This window comes from Saccharothrix mutabilis subsp. mutabilis, assembly GCF_039521145.1.
GTDB classification, from domain to species: domain Bacteria; phylum Actinomycetota; class Actinomycetes; order Mycobacteriales; family Pseudonocardiaceae; genus Actinosynnema; species Actinosynnema mutabilis.
This window is the reverse complement of sequence record NZ_BAAABU010000001.1, coordinates 345,059-371,194: the sequence shown is the minus strand read 5'-3', so window position 1 is coordinate 371,194 and position 26,136 is coordinate 345,059. Positions and strand designations below refer to the sequence as shown.

The 26,136-nt window shown below is 69.2% G+C and carries 27 protein-coding genes and 6 tRNA genes; 16 read left to right on the top strand and 17 right to left on the bottom strand.

Annotation, left to right across the window (positions count from 1 at the left end):
• The first annotated feature begins 29 nt into the window (after positions 1 to 29).
• The gene (locus ABD126_RS01785; protein ID WP_343931773.1) at positions 30 to 542 is read left to right on the top strand and encodes a hypothetical protein; all 513 of its coding nucleotides are present in this window, start codon (positions 30 to 32) and stop codon (positions 540 to 542) included.
• 123 nt (positions 543 to 665) lie between these two features.
• Entirely contained in the window at positions 666 to 1,646 is a 981-nt protein-coding gene (locus tag ABD126_RS01780) for a ferritin family protein (protein ID WP_343931772.1), read from the top strand.
• A 129-nt stretch (positions 1,647 to 1,775) separates the two neighbouring features.
• Here ABD126_RS01780 and ABD126_RS01775 read toward each other — a convergent pair whose 3' ends face one another.
• The 3 genes from ABD126_RS01775 to ABD126_RS01765 form a co-directional block, all read right to left on the bottom strand.
• Complete coding sequence (locus ABD126_RS01775) at positions 1,776 to 2,831, bottom strand: iron-containing redox enzyme family protein (RefSeq protein ID WP_343931771.1); 1,056 nt, start codon at positions 2,829 to 2,831, stop codon at positions 1,776 to 1,778.
• A 72-nt stretch (positions 2,832 to 2,903) separates the two neighbouring features.
• Positions 2,904 to 2,986: transfer RNA gene (locus tag ABD126_RS01770), tRNA-OTHER, on the bottom strand.
• A 19-nt stretch (positions 2,987 to 3,005) separates the two neighbouring features.
• Positions 3,006 to 3,091 (bottom strand) — tRNA-OTHER (locus ABD126_RS01765).
• A gap of 170 nt (positions 3,092 to 3,261) precedes the next feature.
• On the opposite strand from ABD126_RS01765, the gene ABD126_RS01760 reads away from it, so the two are divergent.
• Together ABD126_RS01760 and ABD126_RS01755 are read left to right on the top strand one after the other, a co-directional pair.
• Positions 3,262 to 3,642: a cupin domain-containing protein gene (locus ABD126_RS01760; protein WP_343931770.1), complete on the top strand. Its 381-nt coding sequence runs from the start codon at positions 3,262 to 3,264 to the stop codon at positions 3,640 to 3,642.
• Between the two features lie 146 nt (positions 3,643 to 3,788).
• Positions 3,789 to 5,183 (top strand): pyridoxal phosphate-dependent decarboxylase family protein, encoded by a 1,395-nt coding sequence (locus tag ABD126_RS01755; protein ID WP_343931769.1) that lies wholly within the window; start codon positions 3,789 to 3,791, stop codon positions 5,181 to 5,183.
• A gap of 66 nt (positions 5,184 to 5,249) precedes the next feature.
• Here ABD126_RS01755 and ABD126_RS01750 read toward each other — a convergent pair whose 3' ends face one another.
• Together ABD126_RS01750 and ABD126_RS01745 are read right to left on the bottom strand one after the other, a co-directional pair.
• Entirely contained in the window at positions 5,250 to 6,041 is a 792-nt protein-coding gene (locus ABD126_RS01750) for an AfsR/SARP family transcriptional regulator (RefSeq protein ID WP_343931768.1), read from the bottom strand.
• Between the two features lie 770 nt (positions 6,042 to 6,811).
• A complete protein-coding gene (locus ABD126_RS01745) occupies positions 6,812 to 7,780 on the bottom strand; it encodes an MmcQ/YjbR family DNA-binding protein (RefSeq protein ID WP_343931767.1) in 969 nt (322 codons plus the stop codon).
• A 97-nt stretch (positions 7,781 to 7,877) separates the two neighbouring features.
• Between ABD126_RS01745 and ABD126_RS01740 the strand changes: the two genes are divergently transcribed.
• Positions 7,878 to 8,402 (top strand): methyltransferase family protein, encoded by a 525-nt coding sequence (locus ABD126_RS01740; RefSeq protein WP_343931766.1) that lies wholly within the window; start codon positions 7,878 to 7,880, stop codon positions 8,400 to 8,402.
• A gap of 4 nt (positions 8,403 to 8,406) precedes the next feature.
• Here the strand turns inward: ABD126_RS01740 and ABD126_RS01735 are convergent, their stop codons facing one another.
• The 3 genes from ABD126_RS01735 to ABD126_RS01725 all read right to left on the bottom strand — a co-directional run bounded on the left by ABD126_RS01735 (position 8,407) and on the right by ABD126_RS01725 (position 10,520).
• Positions 8,407 to 8,910 (bottom strand): hypothetical protein, encoded by a 504-nt coding sequence (locus tag ABD126_RS01735; RefSeq protein WP_343931765.1) that lies wholly within the window; start codon positions 8,908 to 8,910, stop codon positions 8,407 to 8,409.
• A 521-nt stretch (positions 8,911 to 9,431) separates the two neighbouring features.
• Positions 9,432 to 9,830 carry a hypothetical protein gene (locus tag ABD126_RS01730; RefSeq protein ID WP_343931764.1) on the bottom strand — a complete coding sequence of 133 codons (399 nt, stop codon included), beginning with the start codon at positions 9,828 to 9,830 and terminating at the stop codon, positions 9,432 to 9,434.
• Positions 9,831 to 10,136: 306 nt separating this feature from the next.
• The gene (locus ABD126_RS01725) at positions 10,137 to 10,520 is read right to left on the bottom strand and encodes a hypothetical protein (protein WP_343931763.1); all 384 of its coding nucleotides are present in this window, start codon (positions 10,518 to 10,520) and stop codon (positions 10,137 to 10,139) included.
• On the opposite strand from ABD126_RS01725, the gene ABD126_RS01720 reads away from it, so the two are divergent.
• Positions 10,507 to 11,280 (top strand): site-specific integrase, encoded by a 774-nt coding sequence (locus ABD126_RS01720; protein WP_343931762.1) that lies wholly within the window; start codon positions 10,507 to 10,509, stop codon positions 11,278 to 11,280. The genes ABD126_RS01725 and ABD126_RS01720 overlap by 14 nt on opposite strands.
• On the opposite strand, the gene ABD126_RS01715 is transcribed toward ABD126_RS01720, so the two are convergent.
• The 4 genes from ABD126_RS01715 to ABD126_RS01700 form a co-directional block, all read right to left on the bottom strand.
• Positions 11,254 to 11,325: transfer RNA gene (locus ABD126_RS01715), tRNA-Val, on the bottom strand. The two genes, ABD126_RS01720 and ABD126_RS01715, sit on opposite strands and share 27 nt — an antisense overlap.
• 59 nt (positions 11,326 to 11,384) lie before the next feature.
• On the bottom strand, positions 11,385 to 11,816 hold the full coding sequence (locus ABD126_RS01710; protein WP_343931761.1) for a TIGR02611 family protein: 432 nt from the start codon (positions 11,814 to 11,816) through the stop codon (positions 11,385 to 11,387).
• Positions 11,813 to 12,634 (bottom strand): anti-sigma factor, encoded by an 822-nt coding sequence (locus ABD126_RS01705; protein WP_486374849.1) that lies wholly within the window; start codon positions 12,632 to 12,634, stop codon positions 11,813 to 11,815. Before ABD126_RS01705 ends, ABD126_RS01710 begins: the two co-directional genes overlap by 4 nt.
• A complete protein-coding gene (locus ABD126_RS01700; RefSeq protein ID WP_343931759.1) occupies positions 12,589 to 13,227 on the bottom strand; it encodes an RNA polymerase sigma factor in 639 nt (212 codons plus the stop codon). The genes ABD126_RS01705 and ABD126_RS01700 overlap by 46 nt, the downstream gene beginning before the upstream one ends.
• 244 nt (positions 13,228 to 13,471) lie before the next feature.
• On the opposite strand from ABD126_RS01700, the gene ABD126_RS01695 reads away from it, so the two are divergent.
• The 4 genes from ABD126_RS01695 to ABD126_RS01680 all read left to right on the top strand — a co-directional run bounded on the left by ABD126_RS01695 (position 13,472) and on the right by ABD126_RS01680 (position 14,319).
• Positions 13,472 to 13,897, top strand: coding sequence for an SsgA family sporulation/cell division regulator (locus tag ABD126_RS01695; RefSeq protein ID WP_073893954.1), 426 nt, complete (start codon positions 13,472 to 13,474; stop codon positions 13,895 to 13,897).
• Between the two features lie 146 nt (positions 13,898 to 14,043).
• Positions 14,044 to 14,116 (top strand) — tRNA-Gly (locus ABD126_RS01690).
• Between the two features lie 58 nt (positions 14,117 to 14,174).
• Positions 14,175 to 14,246 (top strand) — tRNA-Cys (locus ABD126_RS01685).
• Between the two features lies 1 nt (position 14,247).
• Positions 14,248 to 14,319: transfer RNA gene (locus tag ABD126_RS01680), tRNA-Val, on the top strand.
• On the opposite strand, the gene ABD126_RS01675 is transcribed toward ABD126_RS01680, so the two are convergent.
• The 5 genes from ABD126_RS01675 to ABD126_RS01655 all read right to left on the bottom strand — a co-directional run bounded on the left by ABD126_RS01675 (position 14,293) and on the right by ABD126_RS01655 (position 20,059).
• Positions 14,293 to 14,580 (bottom strand): hypothetical protein, encoded by a 288-nt coding sequence (locus ABD126_RS01675; RefSeq protein WP_343931758.1) that lies wholly within the window; start codon positions 14,578 to 14,580, stop codon positions 14,293 to 14,295. The two genes, ABD126_RS01680 and ABD126_RS01675, sit on opposite strands and share 27 nt — an antisense overlap.
• Positions 14,581 to 14,601: 21 nt before the next feature.
• Positions 14,602 to 15,177, bottom strand: coding sequence for an SUKH-3 domain-containing protein (locus ABD126_RS01670; protein WP_343931757.1), 576 nt, complete (start codon positions 15,175 to 15,177; stop codon positions 14,602 to 14,604).
• A 155-nt stretch (positions 15,178 to 15,332) separates the two neighbouring features.
• Positions 15,333 to 17,408 carry a N,N-dimethylformamidase beta subunit family domain-containing protein gene (locus ABD126_RS01665; protein ID WP_343931756.1) on the bottom strand — a complete coding sequence of 692 codons (2,076 nt, stop codon included), beginning with the start codon at positions 17,406 to 17,408 and terminating at the stop codon, positions 15,333 to 15,335.
• 1 nt (position 17,409) lies between these two features.
• Positions 17,410 to 18,705, bottom strand: coding sequence for an FG-GAP repeat domain-containing protein (locus ABD126_RS01660; protein ID WP_343931755.1), 1,296 nt, complete (start codon positions 18,703 to 18,705; stop codon positions 17,410 to 17,412).
• A 43-nt stretch (positions 18,706 to 18,748) separates the two neighbouring features.
• Positions 18,749 to 20,059: a C40 family peptidase gene (locus tag ABD126_RS01655; protein ID WP_343931753.1), complete on the bottom strand. Its 1,311-nt coding sequence runs from the start codon at positions 20,057 to 20,059 to the stop codon at positions 18,749 to 18,751.
• 109 nt (positions 20,060 to 20,168) lie between these two features.
• Here ABD126_RS01655 and ABD126_RS01650 point away from each other — a divergent pair, with 109 nt between their 5' ends.
• The 6 genes from ABD126_RS01650 to ABD126_RS01625 all read left to right on the top strand — a co-directional run bounded on the left by ABD126_RS01650 (position 20,169) and on the right by ABD126_RS01625 (position 26,136).
• A complete protein-coding gene (locus tag ABD126_RS01650; protein WP_343931752.1) occupies positions 20,169 to 23,066 on the top strand; it encodes an AfsR/SARP family transcriptional regulator in 2,898 nt (965 codons plus the stop codon).
• 64 nt (positions 23,067 to 23,130) lie between these two features.
• The gene (locus ABD126_RS01645; protein ID WP_343931751.1) at positions 23,131 to 23,574 is read left to right on the top strand and encodes an XRE family transcriptional regulator; all 444 of its coding nucleotides are present in this window, start codon (positions 23,131 to 23,133) and stop codon (positions 23,572 to 23,574) included.
• A complete protein-coding gene (locus ABD126_RS01640; protein WP_343931750.1) occupies positions 23,561 to 24,088 on the top strand; it encodes a hypothetical protein in 528 nt (175 codons plus the stop codon). The genes ABD126_RS01645 and ABD126_RS01640 overlap by 14 nt, the downstream gene beginning before the upstream one ends.
• A complete protein-coding gene (locus ABD126_RS01635) occupies positions 24,085 to 25,260 on the top strand; it encodes an MAB_1171c family putative transporter (protein WP_343931749.1) in 1,176 nt (391 codons plus the stop codon). The genes ABD126_RS01640 and ABD126_RS01635 overlap by 4 nt, the downstream gene beginning before the upstream one ends.
• A 265-nt stretch (positions 25,261 to 25,525) precedes the next feature.
• Complete coding sequence (locus ABD126_RS01630) at positions 25,526 to 25,681, top strand: hypothetical protein (RefSeq protein WP_343931748.1); 156 nt, start codon at positions 25,526 to 25,528, stop codon at positions 25,679 to 25,681.
• Between the two features lie 74 nt (positions 25,682 to 25,755).
• On the top strand, positions 25,756 to 26,136 hold the full coding sequence (locus ABD126_RS01625; protein WP_343931747.1) for an effector-associated constant component EACC1: 381 nt from the start codon (positions 25,756 to 25,758) through the stop codon (positions 26,134 to 26,136).

Sequence of the window (26,136 nt, the reverse complement as noted above, 5' to 3'; positions counted from 1 at the left end):
CCACCACGAGGTCGTGGAAGGGCGCAACCATGGACATCAAGAACCCCTACGAGTCGCCGACCACCTTCGCCCTGCACCGGGCGGAGTACCTGGTGGCGTTCGCCATCACGATCGTGCTGATGATCGTGCACTTCACCGAGATCAACTGGATCGCGGCGATCGGCCTGTTCCTCTACATCGACGTGTTCGGCTACATCCCCGGCGCGATCGCGTACCGGCGCAGCAAGGACGGCCGCATCCCCAAGTTCTACTACGTCCTCTACAACACCATGCACAGCTTCATCACGTGCGGTGTCGTGGTGGGCCTGTGGATGCTGATCTTCGGCCCGGAGTGGGCGCTGCTGGCCGTCGCGTTCCACGTCTTCGGCGACCGCGGCGTGTTCGGCAACTTCCTCAAACCGTTCGGCCTGCCGTTCGAGCCGGAGGACAGCCCCCGCTACCAGCAGCTGGTGGACCTCATGCGGCGCCGGTCGCAGTCCGACCGGGTGCCCGCGCCGGTGGAGGACGACGTCACCGCCGTGCCGGCCCAGGCCGCCCACTGATCCACCCGACCGCGCCCGCACCGGGCCGGCCCGACGAGCGCGGGCCGACGGGTTTCGCGCCCGTCGGCCCGTGTCGCGTGCGGGCGGTCTCCCGCACAGCACCCACCACCGCGAAAGGAAGACATGACCATCGACGTACCGGTCGAGGCCGATTGGGACCGCGCGCCCAACCTGCTCGACGGCGCCCAGGAGCTGACGATGTCGGCCGAGCAGTGCGACCTCGCGTACTGGCTGAGCGCCGTGGCGCAGGGCACCCTGCGCGGGCGCGCCGAGCGCGGCCATGCGACCACCACGCCGGACTACATGCGCGAGCCCGGTCCCCTGCGCGAGGCGCTGGTGCTCGAACTGGGCAACCGCTCCATCGCCGAGGCGCGGGCGGTGCGGGTGCTGTCGAACTACGTCATCGCCGCGCCGGGGATCGCCGAGCTGGAGTTCTTCACCACCCAGGTGGTCGACGAGGCCCGGCACGCGATGATCTTCCGGCGGCACCTGCTCGAACTCGGCGTGCCCGAGGACAAGCTGCACCCGCTGATCGAGGAGCAGGGCGCGGACTACACCGAGCGCGTGCTCAACCCCATCGCCGACTTCGCCACGCAGGTGGTGCGCGACGAGGGCGACTTCATCGGCGCGGTGGCGGTGTTCACCATCGTCATCGAGGGCGTCCTGGCGCCCGCCGCCGAGCTGAGCGAGCGCAAGTGGACGCTGCTGGACCCGGCCGCCGCGGAGATCGCGCGCGGCGCGTCGATCGACGAGATCCGCCACCTCGCGGTGGGCAGCGACATCGTCCGCAAGCACCTGCTCCAGCACCCCGAGTACCGGCCGCGGCTGATCGAGCTGGTGCGGCGCGGCAAGGCGCTGTGGGACGAGCTGCCCGTGGACGAGTTCGTGCTGCACCGGGAGGAGCTGTTCCAGGAGGGGATGGCCGCCCACGCCGACCTGTTGCGCGACTACGAGGTGTTCCCCGGCCGCAAGCTGCTGGAGACCACGCCCCGGGAGCGCTACGACCTGGCCGAGCAGTGGACCGACGACATGGCCGAGGTGCGCCTGCCGTACATGGGCGTGCCGGAGGCGGTCGAGCTGATCCGCACCACGCCGAAGCGCTGAGGGAACGGGAAGAAGCCACGAGCCGCACGGCTCGTGGCTTCTTCGGGTTCGAGCACCCGACGACGCGAAGGGTCCGGCCCGCGGCTGTTCCCTTGCCGCGGGCCGGACCGTGGAACGGGGGTGCTCGCGTCAGGCCCTGGCCGTGACGCGGGCGTAGGACAGGCGCTCGTCGAGGTGGCGGGCCGAGGAGTTCACCCGCCACAGCGCGCCGCGGGCGATGCCGCGGCGCATGTACTCCGACGTCGCGGCGGGCAGCACCACGTTGTGGAACCAGCCGGCGGCGTGCTGGGAGTCGATGGTGACGTGCAACCGGTGGTAGGTGATGCCGACCTCGGGCAGCCCCAGCCGCTCCCACGCCCGGATGACGTTGAGGAAGCGGTCCGGCACCAGCCACTCGGTCATGCCGAGGTAGCCCACGGCCTCCGGGTAGAAGTTGCGGTAGCGGCACAGCAGCACGGCGAGGTTGCCCGAGAGCAGGTCGCTGCCGGTGAGCAGGTGCTCGACCTCGTCGCCGCGGACGTCGAAGACCTCGTAGATCTTGTTGAACAGGTGCGTGTGGACCTCGGCCGGGTCGCCGTTGCCCATCTCGTCCCAGAAGTTGTTCGCGATCTCCATCTTCGCCTGGCCGGACGTGCCGACCTGCATCATGGCGAGGAAGTCGTCGAACCGGCCGTCGACCAGGGACTCCTGGATCACGTAGGTCCGCAGGTCGTCCTGCCCGGCGGACTCGTTGATGAACTCGGTGTAGTAGGGGTGCTTGAACGCGCGGTGGCCGCGCACGATGCCCTTGAGCCAGGACAGGTACTCCCGGGGCTCGGTGGGCGCGGACTCCAGGAAGCCCGGCTCGATCCACCGGTCCTCCGAGGCGATGGTGGCGACCTCAAGGGAGCGGGTGACCTCGTGCAGCACCCGCGACCCCTCGGCCGTGGGCGCCTGGGGGATCTGCATGATCGTCTGGTAGATGCGCGAGAGCAGCAGCTGTTGCAGGTAGTAAGCGTCGTCGTCCCCGGACTCGGCGTCGCCGTTGAGCCGGTCGACCGCCGCCACCACGCGGGCCTGTTCGGGCGCGAACTTCGCGTCCACCTCGTCCGCCGGACGCGTGAGCCAGGAGGTCACCTCGTCGACGACCGCCCGGTGGTCGACCGGGTCGTCGACCGCCACGTCGGGAGTATCGATGCTGGGCACCGCGGCTCCGTTTCTGTAGTTGTGACCGGATCGGATGGGGCACGACCGGCCGCGCCGCCCGTGCCGTGTGTGCGGAGAGGGCAGGATTCGAACCTGCGTGGGCGTGAACCCGTCCGGTTTCCCGGACCCCATTGGGCCGCTTTGGGTACCTCTCCCGACTTGCCGGGCGAAAGGTGGCGGAGAGGGCAGGATTCGAACCTGCGTGGGTGTTAACCCGTCCGGTTTCCCGGACCCCGTTCGGCCGCTTCGGGTACCTCTCCCGACTTCGCTTCCGCTGCGTCGTGTTCCCTTTCGCTGTCACCACCTTACGACAGGGGTTCTGACGCGTTCCTGATCTGGCGCTGAGCCGGGCCGGTGCCGACTCGCATCAGCGTGGAATCAGCGCCTTCTGGGATGCTCGGGGCGAGCGTCCGATTCGAAGGAGAAGAACTTGAGCGACGAGTCACGCAAGATTGCGGTCCAGCGGCTGTACCACGACGAGTCCGGTGAGTCGCACTTCGTCGACGAGATGCTGGAGGTGGTCGCGCAGGACTTCGCGCCGCCCGCGCCGCCGTTCTACGTCTCCGCCGGCGTGCCCGCGAAGCAGGCCGTCTACCTGTTCCTCCCGGCCGGTTACGTGGGCGACTTCCACCCCGCCCCGCGCCGCCAGCTCATGACCCTGATCAGCGGCGACCTGGAGTCGCGGGTCAGCGACGGCGAATCGCGCCGGTTCGTCCCGGGCAACACCATGCTGGTCGAGGACACCGAGGGCAAGGGCCACTGGACCAAGGCCCACACCGACTGCACGATGATCGTCTCCCAACTGGAGTGACCCGTTCCCACCACATCCCCTCGGCGCTCGCGTCCGATGGCCCCGGCCGTCGGCAGCGAGTGCCTTGGCGTTTCCGCCGGTGAATTCCGACAGGCCTTTCGACAATGGTCAGGACCCGGTCAGCGCCACTGCCTATCGTGTAGTTCGTGACCAATATCGAACGAGCGCCACTCGACCTCGCCTATCGGCAGGCAGTGGACTACCTGACCGGGTTGCGGGAACGGCCGGTGGGCGCCACGGCTGGTCTCGAAGAACTCGTGGAACTGCTCGGCGGCCCGATGCCGGAGAACTCGCTGCCGGCGCACGACACCATCGCGTTGTTGGGCGAGGCCGTGGAGCGCGGCGGAATTCCGTCGGCGTCGGGTCCGCGGTACTTCGGCTACGTCACCGGCGGCACGCTGCCGGTGGCCATCGCGGCCGACTGGCTGGTCGCGGCGTGGGACCAGACCGCCGGCCTCTACAACCTCTCCCCCGCCGTCATGGTCGCCGAGGACGTCGCCGGCGACTGGCTGGTGGACCTGTTCGGGCTGCCGGCGGGCACGTCCGTGGGGTTCCCGACCGGCTGCACGATGGCCCACCTGACCGCGCTGGCCGCGGCCCGCAACCACCTGCTCGGGCAGCGCGGCTGGGACGTGGAGAAGCACGGCCTGCGCGAAGCCCCGGAGATCGAGGTGATCGCCGGCGCGCAGCACCACATGACCATCGACCTGGCCCTGCGCTACCTCGGGTTCGGCTCGGGCGTGGTGCGCAACGTGCCGGTGGACGACAAGGGCCGGATGCGCCCGGACGAATTGGCGCGCGTGCTGGCCGACTGCAAGTCACCGCCGATCGTGTGCGTGCAGATCGGCGACGTGAACTCCGGCGCGATCGACCCGGTGGGCGAGATCTGCGACCTGGCGCACCGGTACGGGGCGTGGGTGCACGTGGACGGCGCGTTCGGGCTGTGGGCGGCGGCGAGCCCGTCGTTGCGCCCGTTGGTCGAGGGCGTGGAGCGGGCCGACTCGTGGGCGTGCGACGCGCACAAGTGGCTGAACGTCCCTTATGACTGCGGGATCGTGTTCGTGACGCGGCCGGAGGCGCACCGGGCGGCGATGCTGAACGAGCGCGCCGGGTACCTGCCCGCGCAGCGGCCGGGCGAGCGCGACGCGATCGAGTGGGTGCCGGACTTCTCCCGCCGCGCGCGGAGCCTGCCGGTCTGGGCGGCGCTGCGCACGCTGGGCAAGTCCGGGGTCGCCGAGCTGGTCGACCGCTGTTGCGCGCTGACCCGCCGGTTCGCCGAGCAGCTCGGCGAGATCGAGGGCGTGGAGCTGCTCAACGACGTGGTGCTCAACCAGGTGATGGTGCGGTTCGGCGACGACGACGCGGTCACCCGGGACGTGATCGCCCGGGTGCAGGCCAGCGGCGAGTGCTGGTTCGGCGGCACGGTCTGGTACGGCCGGGCGGCGATGCGCGTGTCCGTGGTGTCGTGGCGGACCACCGAGGACGACGTCGACCGCTCGGTGAAGGTGATCAGGGCGGCGGTCGCCGAACGCATCGGGTGACGCGGGAACGTCCGCGCCACCCACCGGTTGGGCGGGTGGCGCGGACGTCTTCGGCGTTGGGCGGGTTCAGCCGGCCGCCCGTGCGGGCATCGCGGGCTGGACCAGGTCCAGGCGGCGCCGGGCGTGGTCGGTGGTGCGGGCCACCCGGAGGAAGTCCTCCACGAGGATCGGGTCGTGCGCCAGGATCGCGCGCTCGTAGCGCTGCAGGGCCGGCGTGGGTTCGATGCCGAGGTTGTCGGCGAGGACGCGGCGGAACTTGCGGTAGACGTCCAGCGCGTCGATCTGCCTGCCGGAGCGGTAGAGCGCGACCATGAGCAGGAGGCAGAGCTGCTCCTGGGAGGAGTTCTGGGCGAACAGCTCGGTGAGTTCGGGCAGCACCTTCGCGCTGTGCCCGCTGCTGATCTCTAATTCGTAGAGCAGGCTCAGGGCCGAGATCCGGGACTCGGCGAACTTCGCGGCGGCCGTCTGGCACAGCAGCCCGCCGGTCAGGCCGCCGAACACCGGTCCCCGCCACTGCGCGAGCGACGCGCGGACCTCGGCGGCGCAGGCGGACGGGTCGGCGACCAGCCCGGCGTCCACCCTGGCGCGGATCGCGTCGATCGTGTCGACGAAAACGCAGGCGTCCAATTCGGACCGGTCCACGCGCAGCACGTAGCCCGACGGGCTGGTGGTCAGCCGCGGTTCGGACTGGTCGGCTTCCAGCCGGGCCAGGCTGCGCCGCAAGCGGCTCACCTGCGCGTGCAACGCGTTGGCGACCTTGGCCGGCGGGGTGGTGCCCCACAGTTCTTCCATGAGCACGTCGACGGTCAACAACGTGCCGCCGGACATCAGCAAGGCGACCAGCAGCGTCTGCTGCATCGCCCCGCTGAGCCGGATAACCTGGCCTTGATGACGGATCTCAATGGACCCGAGAACCGAGAATTGCACGACTGATCCCCCAGACGGCGAAGAAAACCCATCGTGAACGACTCCACAAGGTGGGCCGACGCCGCGGCGGAGCCATCAGGCAGCCGGGTCCACCGGCCGTGCGCGGGGGACGAACTCGTCGTCCAGCCACCTCACGCGCCGGCGGTCCCACCGTTTTCGATTTCGGCGGGGAGCTTCGGCCCCCGCATTGACACGTTTCACGGAGTAGGCCCTGACCAGGCCGGACCTGAAGCTACGTGACGCCCACCACAGCGTCAACGATGCGGACCGAACCGGGTGCGGTGCGGTTCCGCCGGGGGCGGGGCGCGGTGGCCGAACTCCGGACCGACAACGGTCGCAAGTGCCGGCGGGAGCCGCGGGACGGCGTGCGCCGAACGTTATCGCCACCTGGACGGGAGGTTTCCGACATCTGCACCCCAGCCAATTTCAATGAATTGGACCGAACGTTCCGCAAACATTGATCAAAAGTAGTCGAGGGTGATACCTCTGTCAACGAGCCATCTGGCCCAGTCACGACGGATAACCGGCCCCGTCCGCCGGACCAGCTTCTTCAAACGTGCGCACAAGGCGTCAGGAAGCATTGCGAAACGCTTTCGTTCACCAAGCAAAATAGATTACCGACCGTCACGCCGACGGCATGATCACAATGATCGGGAGCGGTCGAAGAAGGCCGCGCCGGCCGCGCCGGCGCGGTGAAAGTCTCAGGACAGGGTGCGCGCGACGCTCTTCGGCACGCACATGCGCCAAGCGTCCACAACCAACTCTTCGAGTTCGTCGACCGTCAACTCCGCCAGCGACGCGCACACCCAGTTGAACCGCATGTCCGAACGCGACGGGGCGTGGAACCGGTGCGGCGCGGACGCGATGAGCGCTTCCCGTTCCTCCTTCGGGAACGCGAAGCCCATCGTCTCCTCGTCCGGGGACAGGTTCAGGTAGACGAGCCGGCCGACGCGGAACCGGACCTCGTCGCGCACCACGTACTCCTCGGTGCGCGGCAGGGAACGCGCGACGCGCCGCACGTCGTCGGCCGTGGCCCGCGTGCGCGGGACCGTCCACCCGCGGGTGAACACGAGGTAGCAGTACTCGTCGAGCACCTTGGCCAACGACCTCCCGGGCCGTCCCAGCCCGTCGAGCAGCTCGCTTTCGGACACACCGGCCTCGGCCAGCAGCCGCGCCGCCCAATCCCGCGTCAACCGGAGGTGGGCGCGGTAGGCCGCGCCGTCACGGCCGCCGTGGAGCCGTTGCGCGATCAGGTTGTCCCAGGGCGGCAGACTGTTGGGCCGCAACGCGAACAGCAACTTCGACGCCGCGGTGGGCCCCAGTGTCCGAACGCCACGCCCACTGCGCGCGGCGGCCGTGGCGGACAACGCGGCGAAGGCGTCACCCACCCGTTCCACGGCGTCGTCGGTCAACCCGGCCAGCCGCACCCCCGGCCCGGGCAGCGAGTCCCGCCAGACTTCCCACCATCCCGCCAACCCGTCATCCAACAACCGCGGCTCGCCGGCACGCGGCACCCGGATGCGACACCCCCAGGCGTTCAACCACACGTGCACGGCATCACGATGCGCCGACACCCCGAGGTCGATCACCCCGCCGGTCGCGGCACTCAACACACCCCACGACCGCTCCGGCTGCCCGTCCCCACCGAACTCGGCGACAGCGGCTCTCAAAGAGGCAACATCCGGCTCCACACACAAACCCTAGGCCCAACCCCACCGCACCGTCCGCACTTCCACCCCCACGCCCCGATCCGTACAGTCCGCCCACATGGGAACCGGCGACTCCCCCACCCCTCCCCCGTCACGGACGACCCGAGACAAAGCGGTAGCCGCAACGCTGGTAGCCCTCCAGCTGATCCTGCTGCTGATCCTGGCCTTCCCCCAACCCCACTGGACTCCCCCGCCCTTGGTCCGCTGGACGGGCGTCCTCCTGATCACCATCGGCCTGCTGACGATGGCCGCAACGGCCACGACCCTCCGCCGAGGCCTGACCCCGTCCCCACTCCCCAACGCCCACGCGGAGCTGCGCACCACCGGCCCGTACAGGTTCGTCCGCCACCCGATGTACACAGGCCTGCTGACCACCGCGCTGGGCTGGACCCTGACCACCCCGAGCCTCATCCGAGCCGGCGCCCTACTAGCCCTGACCGCCCTGCTGACCACCAAGGCCCGCTGGGAAGAGATCCACCTGACCAGCCGCTTCCCGTCCTACGCCACCTACGCCGACCAGGTCCCCCGCCTGATCCCCACCCTCCGCCCCCGCCGCCGGAACCCGAACGACGATCCGACGTGACCGCTCACGCCCCGCTTGGTCCGGGCTCCGCCGTGAAGCAGGAGAGGAACAGGTCGACCACCCGGCGCGAGAACGGGTGCACATCAGGGTCCTCGGGCGTCACGATGGTGACGATCACCGCGTCCCCGATCAGCAGACGCCGCCGGTCGTCCATTTCGTGCACGTTGTCGGCGAACGCGTCATGCGCGCGCAGGACGTTCACCTCCCAGTCGAGGTAGCGCTGCCGACGGTGGAAGATCGCGAACGGCCCCTCGCCATCCCGCATGGTCGCGTAGCCGTTCTCTTCCCAGAACCGGTCCATCTCGGCATCGCGGGCGAACGGAAGAACGTCCGAGACGGCCCCTTCGACGTCGGGCAACCTCAAATCCGAGACGTCAACGTCAACCAACCGCTCGTCACCGACAACAGCATCGGGCCACATCTGTCGAACCTTCCCGACAAACGCAACCAACCACCACACCCCGAAGCCACTGACAACAACCTCCGTGCCAACCCCAGTGATCTCCATAGCCACCCCCCTGTAACACACCGCAGACAACCCACCGCCGCCAACCACACCACCCACACGCGGGGACGCCCGCCGTCCTCGGGCACCGGCAGACCATCGCAGGTCAGACCCCGCTGCTCACCTCCATCGCCCCCGACCGGCGCAACCATCCCGCCCCAGGGGCCACGACCAAACCCAGCTATCCGCTACCCCACACCCACAACAACTCGCCGCTCAACGAACACACCCTCGGCTCCAGACCACGTCCTCGGGCATCACCCCGCGAACCAGAGCCACGCAGCGCCGGTTCACCCAGTGGACCCAGGCGGGGTTGTGGCGGCGCATCCACGTGCCGACAGCAGCACCGGACGCCACCGCCAGGCCGTCGAACGCACCTTGTACTGGCTCGGCGACTACCGACGCCTCAACCACCGCCACGAACGCCACGGCACCCTCTTAGCCGCATTCCTCGGCCTCGCCGCCCCCCTGCCCCGCTGGAACGCCTCACCAAAGCCACAAGAGACAAGCTCTTGTTGTTACCGCTATGAAAGGTCCTCATGCTCCGCCAGGAAGAGCGCCACACTGTCGATGACGTGTTCCGGGGCGCTTTTCGGCGATACCTTGATTTCCGCGACAGCCAGCGGCCACCACGGCGGAGCAGCCTTATCTTGGACGTGATCGAATATTCTGCATTGCTGACACCATTCGACACCGTCAGCAGCGTTTTCAGCCTTGCGAATACGCTCCCTCAGCCACTCCGAGGCGACCTCCCGGTCGACCTCCGAGACCGCTTCATGGCGAATGTAGAACTGATGGAGACCGCGCTGACCACAGTTCGGGCACGCCGCATCGACACGGATACCCGGCTCGTGCCAAGCACGCCCGAACAATCGAGTCCACGCTTCACTGGCCCCACTAGGCATGACCCGCCATTTTGTCATGCTAACGTCCTCATCCAGCTCATCGTCGACCCATGATCCCCTCTTCGAGGGCGTTGCCCGAGCCGCATGGCGTTCCGTCCGCGATGGATCCGACATTGCCGTGCTGCCCTCCTTCGAAGGTGCCGTGACGCAGATAATAACGCGCGTGTCACAACTCGTGGGCAATCGTGTTGGCGACTGCAACGTCACCACCCTGAATCGCGTTAAGCCCCACCCTGTTCGCCCGGCCGCCTCCTTGGCCCGGGTCACGCCATCGAGCCCCGGACCCAACGTGAGGTCGGAAACCACTCGGATGTCGCGACCGCTTCATCGCAGGTTGATCCCGTAATGGCTGGCCACCGCTGCCAGGTAAGCGTCCGGGTCTATCCCTGGAGGGGTTTCGTGGGTGCGTTCGAACGGCCACTCGAACCCAAGATGTATCTGGTGGTGCCGCGGGTCAGCAGGTAATTGCGCTGGTGGTGGTGAGGCGGCCTGCCGGGTCGTAGCCGTAGCTGGTAGCGCCGGTGGCGGTGGCACTTTGGACAGCCGGTTGTGGTTGCCAAGGTGAACGACGAGTTCCCGGACGGACCGGTGGCGTTGACGAAGCTCGCGGTCGTCGTAGGTGTAGGTGTTCCCGCCGGCGGAGGTAATGCGGCCCACGTACGCCGAGGCGGAGGAGCTGCTGTCGCGGAACGTGATGAAGCTGGTCAAGGTGCCCAAGGTCAGCCGGCGGCCCCGTAAGCGAAAGGGCCGGCGGTGGACCACAGAGCAGACCAAGACGTTCCTGGTCTCGGCGCGGGTCAACGATGACCCCATGTACGCCGCGTACGTGCTGGTCATCGCGATGGCGATGCGCAAGGGTGAGGTGCTCGGGCTGCCGGAGGACGCTGCCGACCTAGGGGCGGGGATGCTGGACATCGGCTACCAGCTCCACCGGGTGCGGAACGAGCTGCTGCACCGGGAGACGAAGACGGAGGCGTCGGAGGACACACTCCCCCTGCCTCCGATCGCCGCGACCGCGCTCCGGCGTCGCCGCAAGCAGCGCCAGGCCGACCGGGAGGCGGCGGACGTCGCCTGCCAGGCCAACGGCCTGCTGTTCACGACCCGCTACGGCACCCCGATCGAGCCCCGGAACTTCAACCGGTCATGGGACCGGCGGCGCGAGAAGGCGGGCGTGCCGAAGATCCGTTCACGACGGGCGGCGGAGCTGCGCGTCCTTGCTCGCAGAGCTGGGCGTGCACCCCCGGGTGATCATGCGCATCCTTCGTCACGCGAACATGAAGGTCACGATCGAGATCTACACCGAGGGCTCCGACGAGGCGACGCGAAAGGCGCTACAGCAGCTCAGCGAATGTCTCGATCTTTGACGCGCTGCTGTACTGGGCTGCTTGCACAACGTCAGAGGCCCGGAACCAATGAATGGTTCCGGGCCTCTGACCTGCGGTGGGCGATACAGGGATCGAACCTGTGACCTCTTCGGTGTGAACGAAGCGCTCTCCCGCTGAGCTAATCGCCCCTATTCGGTTTTCCTGCCCCGCTCTCGCGGTGTGTCCATACCCTACAACATCAACCCCACTACTTGAAAATCGGGCTGGCCAACCACGGCCAGTCCAGGCCGAACCAGCCCCCGACCAGCGCGAACGCCCCCAGCAGCCAGCACGTCACCGCGACGACCAAGCCGGTGGCGGCCAGCACCAGCGCCTTGACGACCATGTTCTGGCGCTTCAGCCACTCCACCCACGCGTCGTAGTACCGCTTCGCGAAGCGCAGTACCCGGCCGGCCCACTCGAACTCCGTCGCCAGGATCGCCAAGCCCGCGAAGACAACCAGCCAGCCCGGACCCGGGTACGGGATCATCAGCACGCCCGCCACCAGCACCAGGCCGCCGACCACGCCCACACCGATGCGGTAGGTCAGGTTCAGCGCCGGGTTGCGGCGGAACCAGTGGCGGTGGCCGTCGGTGGCCTTGTCGTCCTGCTCGGTCGTCACCTGACCATCATGGCTCACGACGCCTCCACTTGGCCGGAACCGAGCTTGTTCGTCGGACGCGCCGGGGCCGTGCGGCCCGGTTCCAGCGAGATCGCGAACAACTGGTGCTTGTGCGCCTCCCTGGACCAGTTGAGGCGCTCCAGGCCGCCGCCGGGTTCGACGTCGAACGTCGCCAGCGGCACCGGGTCCGGCGTGCTCGCGCCCCACACCACGTAGACCTGGTCCGAAGCGCTGTTCGGCGCGAGTGTGGTTTCGATCACCATCGCGTCGTCCTCGCCGGACAGGAGAACACCCAGCTTGTCGCCGGTCTCCGAGCGCAGCACGGCCCGGTTCGTGCTCGGGTCCGCGGCCATCCGCAGCGCCTCGTCCAGCAGCGCCACGCGTTGTTGCTGCGCGGCCACCTGGTCACCTAGCTGCGCGATCCGCACGCCGCCGAACGCCAGACCCGCCACCAGCACGACGGCCGCCGCCGCGGCGAGCAGGCGCGGCGCGGTGGAACGCTTGCGGTCCAACGGGATGGGTGGCGCCATCACGGGCACGACGTGTTCCTGCGGCGTGTGCTCGACGGCGGTCATCAGTCGTGCCCGCAGCCGTGCCGGCGGGTCGTACTGGCGCACCGAGCCGCCCAGTGCGGCGGTCACCTCCTCGGTGGCCCGGACCGTGTCCCGGCACCGCGCGCAACCGGGCAGGTGGGCGCGCAGCCGCGCCTCCTCCTCCGGTTCGAGCGAGTGCATCGCCCAACCGACCGCGAGCTCCTCCTGAGGGCACCAGTCGTCCCTCCGCTCCCCGGTCACCGATGTGCTCCCGTCGTCTCGCCGCCGGTCTCGCCGGCCCATGCCGACCGCAGTGACGTGCGCAACCTGCGGATCGCCGCGAACGTGCGCGACTTGACCGTCCCCAGCGGGATGCCGGTCAGCGCCGCGACCTCTATCTGCGTGTAACCGCCCAGGTACGCCAGCGCGATCACCTGCCGCTGGTCGTCGGGCAGCCGTTGCAGCGCCGCCCGCACCTCCGCGCCGACCACACCGGTCAACGCCGCGTGGTCCGCGCCCTCGGTCGGCGGCATCGTGTGCTCGGACACCTCGTCGGTCAGGGGCACGTTGCGCCGCCGCCGCGTGTCCTCGCGCCGCACCGCGTCCACCGCCCGGTGGTGCACGACGGTCATCAGCCACGTCCCGAAGCCGCCGCGCGACGGGTCGTAGCCGGCCGGGTTGCGCCACAGGACCAGGAACGCCTCCTGGACCACGTCCTCCGCCAGCTCCGGGTCCACGCACACGCGCCGCGCCAGCGAGTAGGCAGGGCGGGAGTAGCGGTCGTAGAGCTCCCCGAACGCGGCCCGGTCGCCGGCGGTCACCCGCTCGACCAGCACGGCGTCGGGAGGTCGCCCGTCGGATCCCGGCCCGGGTGCCGGGGCGGGTGAGTCAGCCACCAGAGTTGTCCTCACGTCCAACATTCGCGCAACAGCCGGTACCGGGTTCAGGTTAAACCCAGCAAGATGTGGTGCGGCGCAGATGGCACGGACACGCAACGCAGCGACCCGGTCGCCCACCGGAGTTCCATTGGCCCGGATGGGTGATAAACCACCCGATGTCGAGCGTTCCTCGCCACATACACGTCACAACTAGAGAATCCGGTCGTTTCCTTGACCGGGAAGGGAGAAGTGGGTAACGACGATGCGCAACGACCACGTGACGCTCCGCTCAACAGCGGTGTTCGACCTGTTGGCACCGAGGACGCCTGCCGTCCCGGTGCAGGTGGAGCTTCGATATGACACGAAAGATCCGTACGCGGTGGTGGCCGCGTTCCGCACCGGCCGCGCCGGCTGGGTCGAGTGGGTGTTCGCCCGCGACCTCCTCGCGGACGGCCTGATCGCGGACGCGGGTGACGGCGACGTCCGGATCCGCCCGGCCGCCGACGACCCCGAGGTCGTCGTGATCGAACTCAGCTCCCCGTCCGGCCACGCCATGTTCGAGGCGTCCGCGCAGGAGCTCGCCGACTTCCTGGACCGCACCTACGACGTGGTCGTGCCCGGCAACGAGCACCTGTGGGTGGACGTGGACGAGGCGCTGACCCACCTGATCTCGAACGACTTGACCTAAAAGTGCTGGTAGCGGGCTCGCGGGGGCGGTAGGTACCCCCCGATTTGATCCCGCGTGGGGGGATGTAATAAAGTTCCTCCTGCACCGAGAGAGACCGGAACGGCAAGACCCCAAAAGGGTAAAAGGTCCGGGAAATCACGGGGCATGCGGATGTAGCGCAGTTGGTAGCGCATCACCTTGCCAAGGTGAGGGTCGCGAGTTCGAGTCTCGTCATCCGCTCGGCAGAGGGCCCCTTGGGCTCAGGCCAGTCTTCCTGGTGCTAGCCTTCAGGAATCTTGGCGGAGTGGCCGAGTGGCTTAGGCAAGGGCCTGCAAAGCCCTGTACACGGGTTCGATTCCCGTCTCCGCCTCGGACGATTAGCTCAGCGGGAGAGCACTACCTTGACACGGTAGGGGTCACTGGTTCAATCCCAGTATCGTCCACAAGAGAACAACGCAGGTCAGAAGCCCGGTCCTCGATCTTGAGGCCGGGCTTCTTGCATGTGGTGCAAGATCAATGGCGATGAAATGGCGATCCGCAGGCTCGGACGGTAGTGCTCGCCGGCTGTCGATGGTCGCTGCGGAACGCGGGAGCCATCCGATGATCCGCTCCTGCTCGCACAGCCGCAGGGCCGGCAGGGAGCCGAGCCAGCGGGCTTCAAGCCCGGCGATGATCCGGGCGAGCATGACGCTCGTCACATTCACGGGCGGTCCCCTTCGCGTCGATCAGGCTACGTTCTTCGGCAGATCTCCCCGGACCAGCGCCTCCACGCCTTCGTCCAGCGCACCGAACCGCGCGACCCAGGTCGCCACGAGGTAGATCACCCCGTCCTGGTCGATCCCGAGCGGGTAGATCCCCTCGGCCCGGCCGACGGGGAACAGCGAGATCCCCAACTCCCGGCTCCAGTGGAGGAACCGATCTCCCTCGTCCGCGCACAGTTCCGGATCCAGGTCGACCACCTCCGCGGCCGACAGAACCCACCACCACCCGCCCCGGAACCGCAGTCCGCCGAACTCCGCGAGGAACCGCTCAGCCGCAGGGTGCATCACCACCCCGCCAGCCGCGAACTGCTCCCGCCACCGCGTGGTGTCAACCTGGCGGCCGGGCCGCCACCCCGCTTTCCGCAGCGCCTTCGCGGCGGCGTAGGACCACTCGTGCACGACTACCTCGCTCCCAGTGCCCGTGGCCGATCCGAGCATGTCGTCGGACGTCGCGCGGACTTTGAACAGCGGGTGGTTCAAGGGATTCACGGCGTCGGCCGCGCCGCGCATGAAGTTGTTGTGCCCCTGGAGCCTAATCATGGAGTCGGATTTGGGTCTGGCGTGTAGTCGGCCGTGACGGGCGTGTGCGGTGGGTGCTCGCCGAGTGGTGGAGCGCCGGTTTGGTGCTCCACCACTCGCTCGACCGGCCGCCGCCACCTGGGGCGTGCCCGCGACCGGATGTCCTGCCCGTCCTTTCAGCGCAGTGCGAGGGTGAAGACGTTGTGCAGGATCTGGCGGATCGCCGCGTCGTGCGGCAGGGCGCCGTTGAACGACATCGACGAAGCGCTGAAGACCCAGCCCCCGTTGGGTTTCGGCCAGAACACCATGTCAGCGCCGCCACCCGGGTTCAGGCCGCGGGCGATGTGCTGGACCCCGGACATGGCGGGGTTGAGCGCGTCGACCTCCCAGCCGCTCGCGGCGCCGTTGTCCGCGTAGCCGCCGAACCTGTCCTTGGGCTTGAGGCCCGTTCCCGCGAGCAAGGGGTGGTCCGCCACGACCTCGTACGGGTGGAAGTTCATGTACGCCCCGGTCAGGGCCACACCGAGGATCTGCGACTCGGACTTGCCGAGGTTGTGGAACTCGTCGCGGGCCCCCGAGGTGTTGCGGTGGGTCGCCGTGGTCCCGTTGGCGAAGCCCATCCGCTCGTACATGCCGTTGCCGCCGGTGTAGATCAACCTGCCGCCGCCCGCGAGGTAGTCCACGACCCGCTGGCGCATGGTGTCCGACCAGTACTCCGGGTGGCTGCCGAGGACGAGCGCCTTGTACTGCCGCAGCCACGTGCCGTCCGCGTCGAGGTCGCCGTCGATGTACGTGTCGTAGGCGAACCTGTTGTCCTCCATCCACTTCAGCAGGAAGAGGTCGCTGTAGAGGAGGTGGTCGATGCGTCCCGGCGGGTCCACCGGGATGGACGTGCTCGGCCGCATGAACGTCACCTGCCGCTGCCGTCCCGCCTCGCCCTCGGAGTACTGGTTGTGCCCGCCCCACGTGTTGTAGGCGTTGTAGGTGTTGGTCGGCAGGAGGAAGGCGATCTGCGAAGCCGGCGCGGACGGTCGCACCACGAACGGGATGTGCCGGCGCAGACCGCCCGGCGACCTCAGCTCCAGCGCGTACACGCCGGGAGCCCACGAGACCGTCATGGACAACCGTTCCGCCCAGCCGCACCCCGCGGTCCGGTAGTCCGGGGGCAGCACCTGCAGCCCGCTCGCGACCGAGGAGGACGCGGACACGCTCTGCCTGCCGGGCAACCGGATCACCGACGCCGTGACGCCGGTGAGGCTCGTCGAGATCGGGAAACCGATCCGCTCCCCGGGGCGAACGGTGAGCGAGCTCGCGTAGCCCTGCAACGCTCCGGTCGCCTCGACGGAGAACCCGTTGCCGACGACGGCGGCGCCCCCGCCGTTCGCCCAGTTCGGACCACCGTCGGTCGCCACCGTGCGGGCGTTGAGCAGGCGGAACCAGTGCAACGTGTCGTCGTTGACCGGCACGGCTCCGCGGTCGACGCTCACCGCGTAGACGCAGCCGTTGTTGTCGGAGAACACCTGCTTGTGGAAGCCCTCGCCCCAGCCGTTGCCGATGGTGACCGGGTTGCCGCCGTTGGCCCAGGTTCCGCCGTCCGGGTCGAAGCGGAACCAGTGCAGGTCGGTGCCCTGCCGGACGCCGTAGACCACGCCGTCCGGACCGGCGGTGAGGGTCTGGTACTGCTTGAAGCCGCTGCCGATCAGGACGCCGGCACCGCCGTTGGCCCAGCCGTCCTGGTAGCGGTACCACCACAGACCACCGTTGGCGTCCACGCAGTAGATCACGCCGTCCCACCCGCCGAAGACCCGCGGGAACTGCTGGAAGCCGTCACCGATCTGCGTGCCACCGCCGTCGGTCCACTGCCCCGCGCCGGTCGCCGGGTCCGTCACGACGTAGCGGTAGCGCCGGATGGCGCCGGAACCGGTGCGGCACAGGAACGTTCCGTCGTCGTCGGCCAGCACGTCGGCGAACTGGTGGAAGCCGTCGCCGATCGGGTGTCCGGCACCGGGCGACCACGACGCACTGCCCTCCGCCCAGCCGGTGTGCCGGTAGTACAGCAGCGTGCCGTCGGCTTGGAGTGCGTAGATGACGCCGTTGCCGGCCGGGATGAGTTTGAGGAATCGCTGTCGCGGGTCGAACGCCGCCGCGGCGGCGGAAGCGGTGAGGCTCCCGCCGCCGAGCAGGCCGGCGCCCGCGAGCAGGGCCGCGCCTTGCAGCACCCGCCTGCGTCCGTAAGCCTGGTGATCGCTCATGTCAGACGATCGCGGTGAAGACGTCGAAGCCGACACCGATCTGCGAGCTGGTCGTGAACGGCCGCCCGCCGGCGTTGCTGTTGATGTTGTTCGGGAAGTAGTGCAACGTCCCGTCCGACTTGCGCGCCATCAGATCGGCGTAGCCGTCACCGCTGAGGTCGCCGGTCACGATCTCGTCGAACACCTGGAAGCCGCTGCCGATGTTGATGCTGTCGCCATAGGGCTTGCCGCCGGGGTTCGAGTTGATGTTGTTCGGCAGGTAGTGCAGTGAGCCGTCGGCCTGCACACCGATCAGGTCGGCGTAACCGTCACCGCTGACGTCACCGGCCCGCAACATCGTGAAAGCCTCGAAGCCCACACCGACCTGCGTGCTCGTCGTGAACGGCCGCCCACCAGGGTTGCTGTTCATGTTGTTCGGGAAGTAGTGCAACGTCCCATCAGACTTACGCGCCAGCAGATCCGCGTAACCATCACCCGACACATCGGCGAGCAGGATGTCGCTGAACACCTGGAAACCACTGCCGATGTTGATGCTGTCCCCGTAAGGCCTGCCCTCCGGGTTCGTGTTGATGTTGTTCGGCAGATAGTGCAACGAACCATCCGACTGCACACCGACCAGATCGGCGTAACCATCACCGCTCACATCCGCCGAACGCACCCACCGGAACGGCCCGAAACCGACACCGACCTGCGCACTGCTGGTGAACGGCTTACCATCGGCGTTCCCGTTGACGTTGTTCGGGAAGTAGTGCAACGTGCCGTCCAGCTTCAACGCGGTGAGGTCGGCGTAGCCGTCGCCGCTCACATCACCGACGCGGTCGCCGCGACCGGACGTCGTGGCCACCTCGGCGAGCAACTGCCGAGCGGTGCCTTCGGCAGCGTCGTAGCGGTCGGGGCGAGCGGACCTCTGCACCGCCTGCGCGACCTGACCGGCGGTGTAACCGGGGTTCGCCCTGTCGACGTTGATGGCTCTGGTGAAGAACTGGGTGGCGGCGTAGTCGACGTTCAGGATCTGTTCCGGCGTGCCCCAGCCCTGGCTGGGGCGCTGCTGGAAGACGCCGAGCGAGTCGAGGTCACCGCAGTTCAGGTTGTTCATGTGGGACTCGACCCAACCGGCCTCGAAGCCGGCCAGCATCACCTTCGGTGACACGAGGTACCGCATGCCGACCTGGTGGACGGTCTTGGTGACGTTGAGGTCGCGCGGCGGCAACGGCATCGGGCACTCGACTGCCGTAGCCGTCGGCGGCAACACCGTCATCCCCCCGGAGATCAGCGCGGCCATCGCCACGCCGAGCACCGCTTTCCTCATTGCTGCACGCATGGTTGTTCCCCCCGACCAGTCAGACGATCTCGATGAAGACGTCGAAGCCGACACCGATCTGCGAACTGGTCGTGAACGGCCGCCCGCCGGCGTTGCTGTTGATGTTGTTCGGGAAGTAGTGCAACGTCCCGTCCGACTTGCGCGCCATCAGATCGGCGTAGCCGTCACCACTCACATCGCCGGTCACGATCTCGTCGAACACCTGGAAGCCGCTGCCGATGTTGATGCTGTCGCCATAGGGCTTGCCGCCGGGGTTCGAGTTGATGTTGTTCGGCAGGTAGTGCAGTGAGCCGTCGGCCTGCACACCGATCAAGTCGGCGTAACCGTCACCGCTGACGTCACCGGCCCGCAACATCGTGAAAGCCTCGAAGCCCACACCGACCTGCGTGCTCGTCGTGAACGGCCGCCCACCAGGGTTGCTGTTCATGTTGTTCGGGAAGTAGTGCAACGTCCCATCAGACTTACGCGCCAGCAGATCCGCGTAACCATCACCGGACACGTCGGCGAGCAGGATGTCGCTGAACACCTGGAAACCACTGCCGATGTTGATGCTGTCCCCGTAAGGCCTGCCCTCCGGGTTCGTGTTGATGTTGTTCGGCAGATAGTGCAACGAACCATCCGACTGCACACCGACCAGATCGGCGTAACCATCACCACTCACATCCGCCGAACGCACCCACCGGAACGGCCCAAAACCGACACCGACCTGCGCACTGCTGGTGAACGGCTTACCATCGGCGTTCCCGTTGATGTTGTTCGGGAAGTAGTGCAACGTGCCGTCCGACTTCAAACCCAACAAATCCGCATAACCATCACCGCTCACATCACCGACATGGTCGGCGCGCGGCCGTCCGTGCGTCCCGTCGTCGACGATGTTGTTGTAGCGCTTGGGCTCGAACGTGTTCGCGTAACTGGCGGACCACACGCGCTGCTCCGCGACCCGGCCGGGTTGGTACTCCTCGCGCACGATCGGCCTGGTCATGGCGTTGTCGTCCCAACCGACGAACAACGCGACGTGTTGCACGCCCGCCGGGTCGTGCCGGAAGAGCGCGTCGCCCGGCTTCAGGTCGCCGCGCGGGATGTCGTGCATGACCTCGCCGAGGTTGCCGGTCCAGCGCGAGGTGCTCAGGTGCCAGGCCATCGAGACGTAGCCGGAGCAGTCCCGGCGGTAGGTCCCGTACTGGTTGGTGTAGCTGCCCTGCTGGCTGTAGGGCACGCGCGCGTCGATCCACGACTGCGACCGCGTCAGCACCTCCGACCTGGTGATCGGGCCGTCGGGCACGCTCGCCGAGGCGGGCGTGGTGAAGAGGACCGCCACCAGCGCGGTCACCGCGACGAGCAGCGTCGTTCTCAGGGTTCGTTCCATGCCGCCGAGGTTCGCGAGCCGGGCTACACGAACCGACACACGTCGCTACACGGATCGGTGTAGAACGGACGGCATGGAGTTCCGGGTGCTCGGCCCGCTGGAGATCAGGGCGGACGGCGAACGCCCGGCAGCACCCACCCGCCGCAAGCAGCGGCTGCTGCTCGGCATGCTCTGCCTGCACGCCAACGAGGTCGTGCCCCGGGACACCGTCGTCGACTGGCTGTGGGGCGAGGCGCCGCCGGTGTCGGCCGTCGCGAACCTGCAGTCCTACGTCAGCGAACTGCGCAAGGTGATCGGCAAGGAGCGGTTGCGCACCGGCAAGGACGGCTACCTGCTCAGGATCGCGGAGGACGAACTCGACGCGGCCCGCTTCGAGGGCCTGGCCGCGGAGGGCACGGCGGCCGTGCGCGCCGGACGGCCGGTGGTCGCCGTGCAGCAGCTCGGCCGAGCGTTGGCGTTGTGGCGCGACGACGTGCTGAGCGGCCTGGCGTTGCCGGACGCGGGACGGGCCGAGGCGGCGCGGCTCGACGAGGTCAGGCTCGCCGCCGAGGAGGGCCACGTCGAGGCGCGGCTCGCGCTGGGCCTGCACCACGAGGTGGTCGGCGAGCTGCGCAAGCTGGTCGACAGACACCCGCTGCGCGAAGGGGTCTGGGCGCAGTACGCACTGGCGTTGTACCGCTGCGGCAGGCAGGCCGAGGCCCTCGACGCCCACCGGGACGTGCGCGACCTCCTCGACCGCGAACTGGGCGTGCGCCCTGGTGCCAGGCTGCGCGACCTCCAGCTGCGCATGCTCCGCGCGGACCCCGACCTGGACCTGAAGCCGGTCGTCGCGGTGGCGTCGGCGCCGAGGCAGCTCCCGGCCGGCACGCGGGGGTTCATCGGCAGGCAGGCCGAGCTGGCGGAACTGGACTCGCTGCCGGACAGCACGGGGGTCGGGCTGGTGACCGGCGCGCCCGGCGTCGGCAAGACGGCCCTGGCACTGCACTGGGCGCACCGGGTCCGGGAACGCTTCCCGGACGGCCACCTCTACTCGACCGGCGCCACCCCGGTCGACGTGCTCGGTCGCTTCCTGCGCGCGCTGGGTGTCGCCCCCGAACGGGTGCCGACCGACGTCGACGAGGCGTCGTCGGTGTTCCGGACGCTGCTGGCCGACCGACGCGTGCTCATCGTGCTCGACAACGTCGAGTCGGCCGAGGACGCCCGCCCGCTCCTGCCCGCGGGCAACGGCTGCTTCGCGCTCGTGACCAGCAGGGACAGGTTGAACGGCCTGGTCGTCGTGGACGGTGCGCACCGGATGACGCTCTCGGTGCTCCCGGCGGAGGAGTCCGCGCAGCTGCTGGTCGGGGCTCTCGGCGAGCGCCGGGCCGCCGCCGAACCCGACGCCGTCGCCGAGCTCGCGGACCTGTGCGGCCACCTGCCGTTGGCCCTGCGGATCGCCGCCGCCAACCTCACGAACGCCCCGTTCCGCACCCTGTCGGAGGGCGTCCGCGACCTCACCGCGGGCGGGCTGTCCTCGTTGGTCGTGCCCGGAGCCGGCGACCTCGCCGTGCGCAGGGCCTTCGACATGTCCTACCGTGCGCCCACGCAGTCGGCGCGGCGGCTGTTCCGCAAGCTCGGCCTGCTGCCGGGCCCCTCGTTCTCCGTCGAGTCCGCGACGGCGTTGGCGGGCGCCGGCGACCTGCGCACGTTGCTCGACGAGCTGGCGAACGCGCACCTCGTCGTCCAGTCCGATCGGGAGCGTTTTGTCATGCACGACCTGTTGCGGATGTACGCGGCCGAGCTCGCCGAGGCGTTCGACGACGCGGAGGACCGGGCGACGGCCACGCGGGCGCTGGTGGGCGCCTACGCGACGGCCGTGGAACGGGCCGCGGCCGGCATCGCGTCCGGGGACCCCGACGCGCGCGACCGGGCGATGCGCTGGACCGAGGCCGAGTTGCCGAACCTGGTGGCCGTCGCCGAGACCGCCGCGGAGGTCGGCTGCCCGGACGCCGCGTGGCGCATAGCCGAACAACTCGGCGGCTACTTCTGGCTGAGCAGGCCGGTGTCCCACTGGCTGCGGCTGGCCAAGGCCGCCGAGGACGCCGCGTGCCGCGCCGGCGACCACCGGGCCCTGGCGGCGGCGAAGCGGCTGCTCGGTGAGGCGCGGCACTGCCTCGGCCAGAACGACGAGGCGATCGTGCACCTCACGGACGCGTTGCGCCTCGCCCGCGAGTCGGGGGACCGCGCGGCCGAGGCGGCGAACCTGATGTTCCTCGGCCTGGTCGAACAGGACCGGGGCCGCTTGAGCGAGGCGGAACGCCACTTCAACGACTGCATGGGCAGCGGCGACCGGCTCATGGAGGCGGGCGCCAAGGGCAACCTCGGCTACGTCCGGCAGCTGATGGGCCGCTACGACGCCGCCGAGGAACTCTACCGGTGGGCCCTGACCTGCTACGACGAGATCGACCCGGCGCTCGTCGGCTCGGCTTGCAACATGCTCGCCCTCCTCGCGCACGAACGCGGCCGGTACGACGACGCGATGGAGCACGTCGAGACGGCGTTGTCCCTGAGCCGGGGCTATGACCGCGGTGTCGAGGCGCACGCGCTGGACACGCTCGCGCGGCTGCAACGCGACACCGGCCGGCTCGACGCCGCCTTGGAGACCGCGCAACGGTCGATGGAACTCGCGGTCGAGATCGCCGACGTGCGCGCGGAGACCGACGCGTTGAACACCCTCGGCTCCATCGAACTGCTCGCCGGCCGCTTGCCCGCGGCGGCCCAGCGCCACACGAGCGCCGTCACGCTGGCCCGCAGGTCGGGTGTGGTGGCGCAGCAACTGGAGTCGTTGCTGGGCGAGGCCAAGGTGGTCTTGGCGATGGGCGAGGCCGACGCCGCCCGCGAGTTGCTGCGCGACGTCGAGCAGCGCGCGGCAGGCGGTTCGTTCGCCGTGCTGGCGGCGACCGCACGAGCACTCCGGGAGTCCGTTAACTGAGGTTGACGCCTTCGCCGCGGCTGTGTCAACCTGAGTGAGCGACACCAAGGGGGGTGTGTTTCGCATGTCGGACAACGACGGCACGAGTCTGTCCAGCAAGATCAGTTTCTTGTTCGACACCGTGCTCGGGCCGAACGACGAGCTGTTCACGCCGCGCACGCTCGCCGCTCACATCCAGGAGCGGTTCGACGTCAAGATCTCGCACACCTACCTGTGGCAGCTGCGCACCGGCGAGCGCGACAACCCGACCAAGCAGCACATCGAGGTCCTCAGCAGAGCGTTCGGCGTGATGCCCGCGTACTTCTTCGCCGACGACGAGGCGTACCTGGCGCGAGTGCGCAACCAGGTGCAGGCGTTGCAGGCCATGAAGACCACGAAGGTCGACGCGCTTCAGGCGCGCGTCCTGGAGCTCAACGACGCCGAGCCCGAGGTGCGGGACCGGATCGCCCAGCTCATCAACCTGGCGCTCAACCTGCATCGTGACGGGGGCCGCGATGAGGAGGACTGACCACCGGGTGGTGCGCGGCAGGATCACCGCGGCCATCGAGGGCGTGGAGATCCCGCGCCCGTTCGACATCGAGGAGTTCGCCCGCAGGCTCGGCGAGCACCGAGGCCGCCCGATCCACCTGTTCGCCGTCGAGCTGCCCCCCGCGAACGACGTGCGCGGGCTGTGGCTCGCCACGGGCACCGAGGACTTCGTCTTCCACGAACTGGGCACGTCCAAGCTGCACCAGGAGAACACGATCCTGCACGAGTTCGCGCACATGCTGCTCGACCACCGCGGCAACGGTCACCTGGACGAAGAGCAGGCGCGCGTGTTCTTCCCCGACCTCGACCCGGGCGCCGTGCGGGACGTCTTCGGCAGGTCCGCCTACAGCTCCGCGCTGGAGCGGGAGGCGGAGTTCGGCGCGGCCGTGCTGTGGGAACTCGTCGGCAGGCGCCTGGTTCCCGAACGGCGCCTCGACCTGGCCTCGGCGGCTGTCGTGGACAGGTTCGACGAGGTGCTGGGCGGGACCCGATGATCGTCGACCAGGGCCTGCACATCACGATCGCCGTCCTGTTCACCGCGTTGATCGTCCACAAGTTCACCGACCTGGTGCGCAAGCCCACCAACCCCGCCATGTGGGGCCTTTGGGGCTCGTTGGCGGGCTTCGGGTTCGGCCTCACCATCGGCGTCGACGTCGTGTTCAAGGCGATGGACCGGCTCGCGCCGGGAAGCCCGTGGTGGTTGCAGCACGTCCTGCTCTGCGGCGCCGGCTGGGCCTTGCAGGTCTTCTTCACCCACTCGATCGAGCAGGGCCACGCGGCTCGCCGGCGGGCGCTGCGCTGGGGACTCGTCTTCCTCGCCGGCCAGGCGCTGATCACGGCCCTGTACGTGCCCGCCTACCTGCGCGGTGACGTCGCCGCGATGCTGCGCCACGACTTCGTGCACGCGCCGCTCGCGGTCCTGATGAACGTCGTGTACGTCGCCTACATCGGCGTCGTGCTGGTGACGGTCGCCCGCATGGCGTGGACGTGGGCCGAAGTGGCCGACCGGGCCTGGCTGCGGCGCGGCCTGCGGCTGATCGCGATCGGCTCGGCGGTCAGCGCGCTGCTGCCGCTGCACAAGATCGGTTACATGTCGGCGGTGTACCTCGGCCGCCAACCGCCGTGGTCGGAGTTCAAGTGGAGCTTCTACCCGGCCGCGATCGGCGTCGCGCTGGCCACCGCCGGCTCGTTGGTCCCCAAGTGGGGTCCGCGCTGGGACAGCGTGCGCCAGTGGTGGCTGCACTACCGGTCCTACCGCCGGCTCGCCCCGCTGTGGGCGGCGCTGGTCGAGGCCTTCCCCGAGGTGCAACTGGAAGAGCCGTACCGGCCGGGCCGTGACGGTCACCGGCTCGACGACCTGCGCTACTTCGTGTACCGCCGGGTGATCGAGATCTGGGACGCCCGCCGTGCCCTGCGTCCGTACACCAGCCGCGCGCACCGCGACGCCGCCATCGCCGCGGCGAAGGCGGAGGGGCTGACCGACGCGGAGATCACCGCGGTCGCCGAGGCGGTGACCGTGGCCGAGGGTCTGCGGGCCCGCGCGTCCGGCCACGGCCGCCGCGACGACGACCACGCCCCGAAGATGCCGGGCGGCTCCGACCTCGCCGCCGAGGTGGCGTGGCTGGAGCGGGTCGCCGTCGCGTTCGCCCGCGCGGAGGCGCGATGACCGTCCGGTCGGGCCCCTCGCCGTTCAGACCGCCGGTGCGGACGGTCGATCCGGTCGAACCCGCCCCGGAAGCGCCGCCCACCCCCCGCCCGACGCCGAAAGGCCGTCGCGGGCTCCCGGCCGAGGAGCCCGGGAGCGGCTCGGCGGCTCGGCCTCGGACGCGGTCGAACCGCTTGAGTGGCGCACCACGACGAGTGAAGGCGGTGTGGCACGGGTACTCCGCGAACGCACAAGCCCGTACGCACCTGACGACCGTGGAGCAGCCATGCCTTGGGTTCGCCGACACCGCCGCCACACGCCGTACAGCTTCTTCCGCGGCACCACCGTGCGCAGCCACTTCCGGCGCGCTCCGGGCCGGGTCCCGATCGTGCCCATCGTCATCGCCGTCGCCGTGATCCTGCTGCTCATCGCGATCTTCTGACCCGATCCGGCGTAACGGCCGCTCGTCCGCGGCGACATCCCCGGTGTAGGCCTGTTGCCACGACGGGAGGGCCGATGGACGACGAACGCGTCGTGCTGCTGGTGGTCGAGCCGGACCCGGAGGTCGACCCGGACAGCGCCGACCGCCTCGCGCGCCGGTTGCGCACCGAGGTCGCCGCGCTGGACGTGGACGCCCGGCTGGCCGCGGACGGGCCGCCGCCCGAGGGCGCGAAGGGGGCCGACGCGGTCACGCTGGGCGCGGTCGTGGTGGCGATGAGTGCCGCCGGCGGGGTGTTCCCGCTGGTCATCGAGACGGTGCGGGACTGGCTCGCCCGGCAGGCCGCGCGGCACCGGGTGTCGGTGACCATCGACGGCGACACCATCGCGTTGGAGAAGGCGTCCGCGGCCGAGCGGCGGGCGCTGGTCGACGCCTACGTGCAACGCCACTCGGGGTGA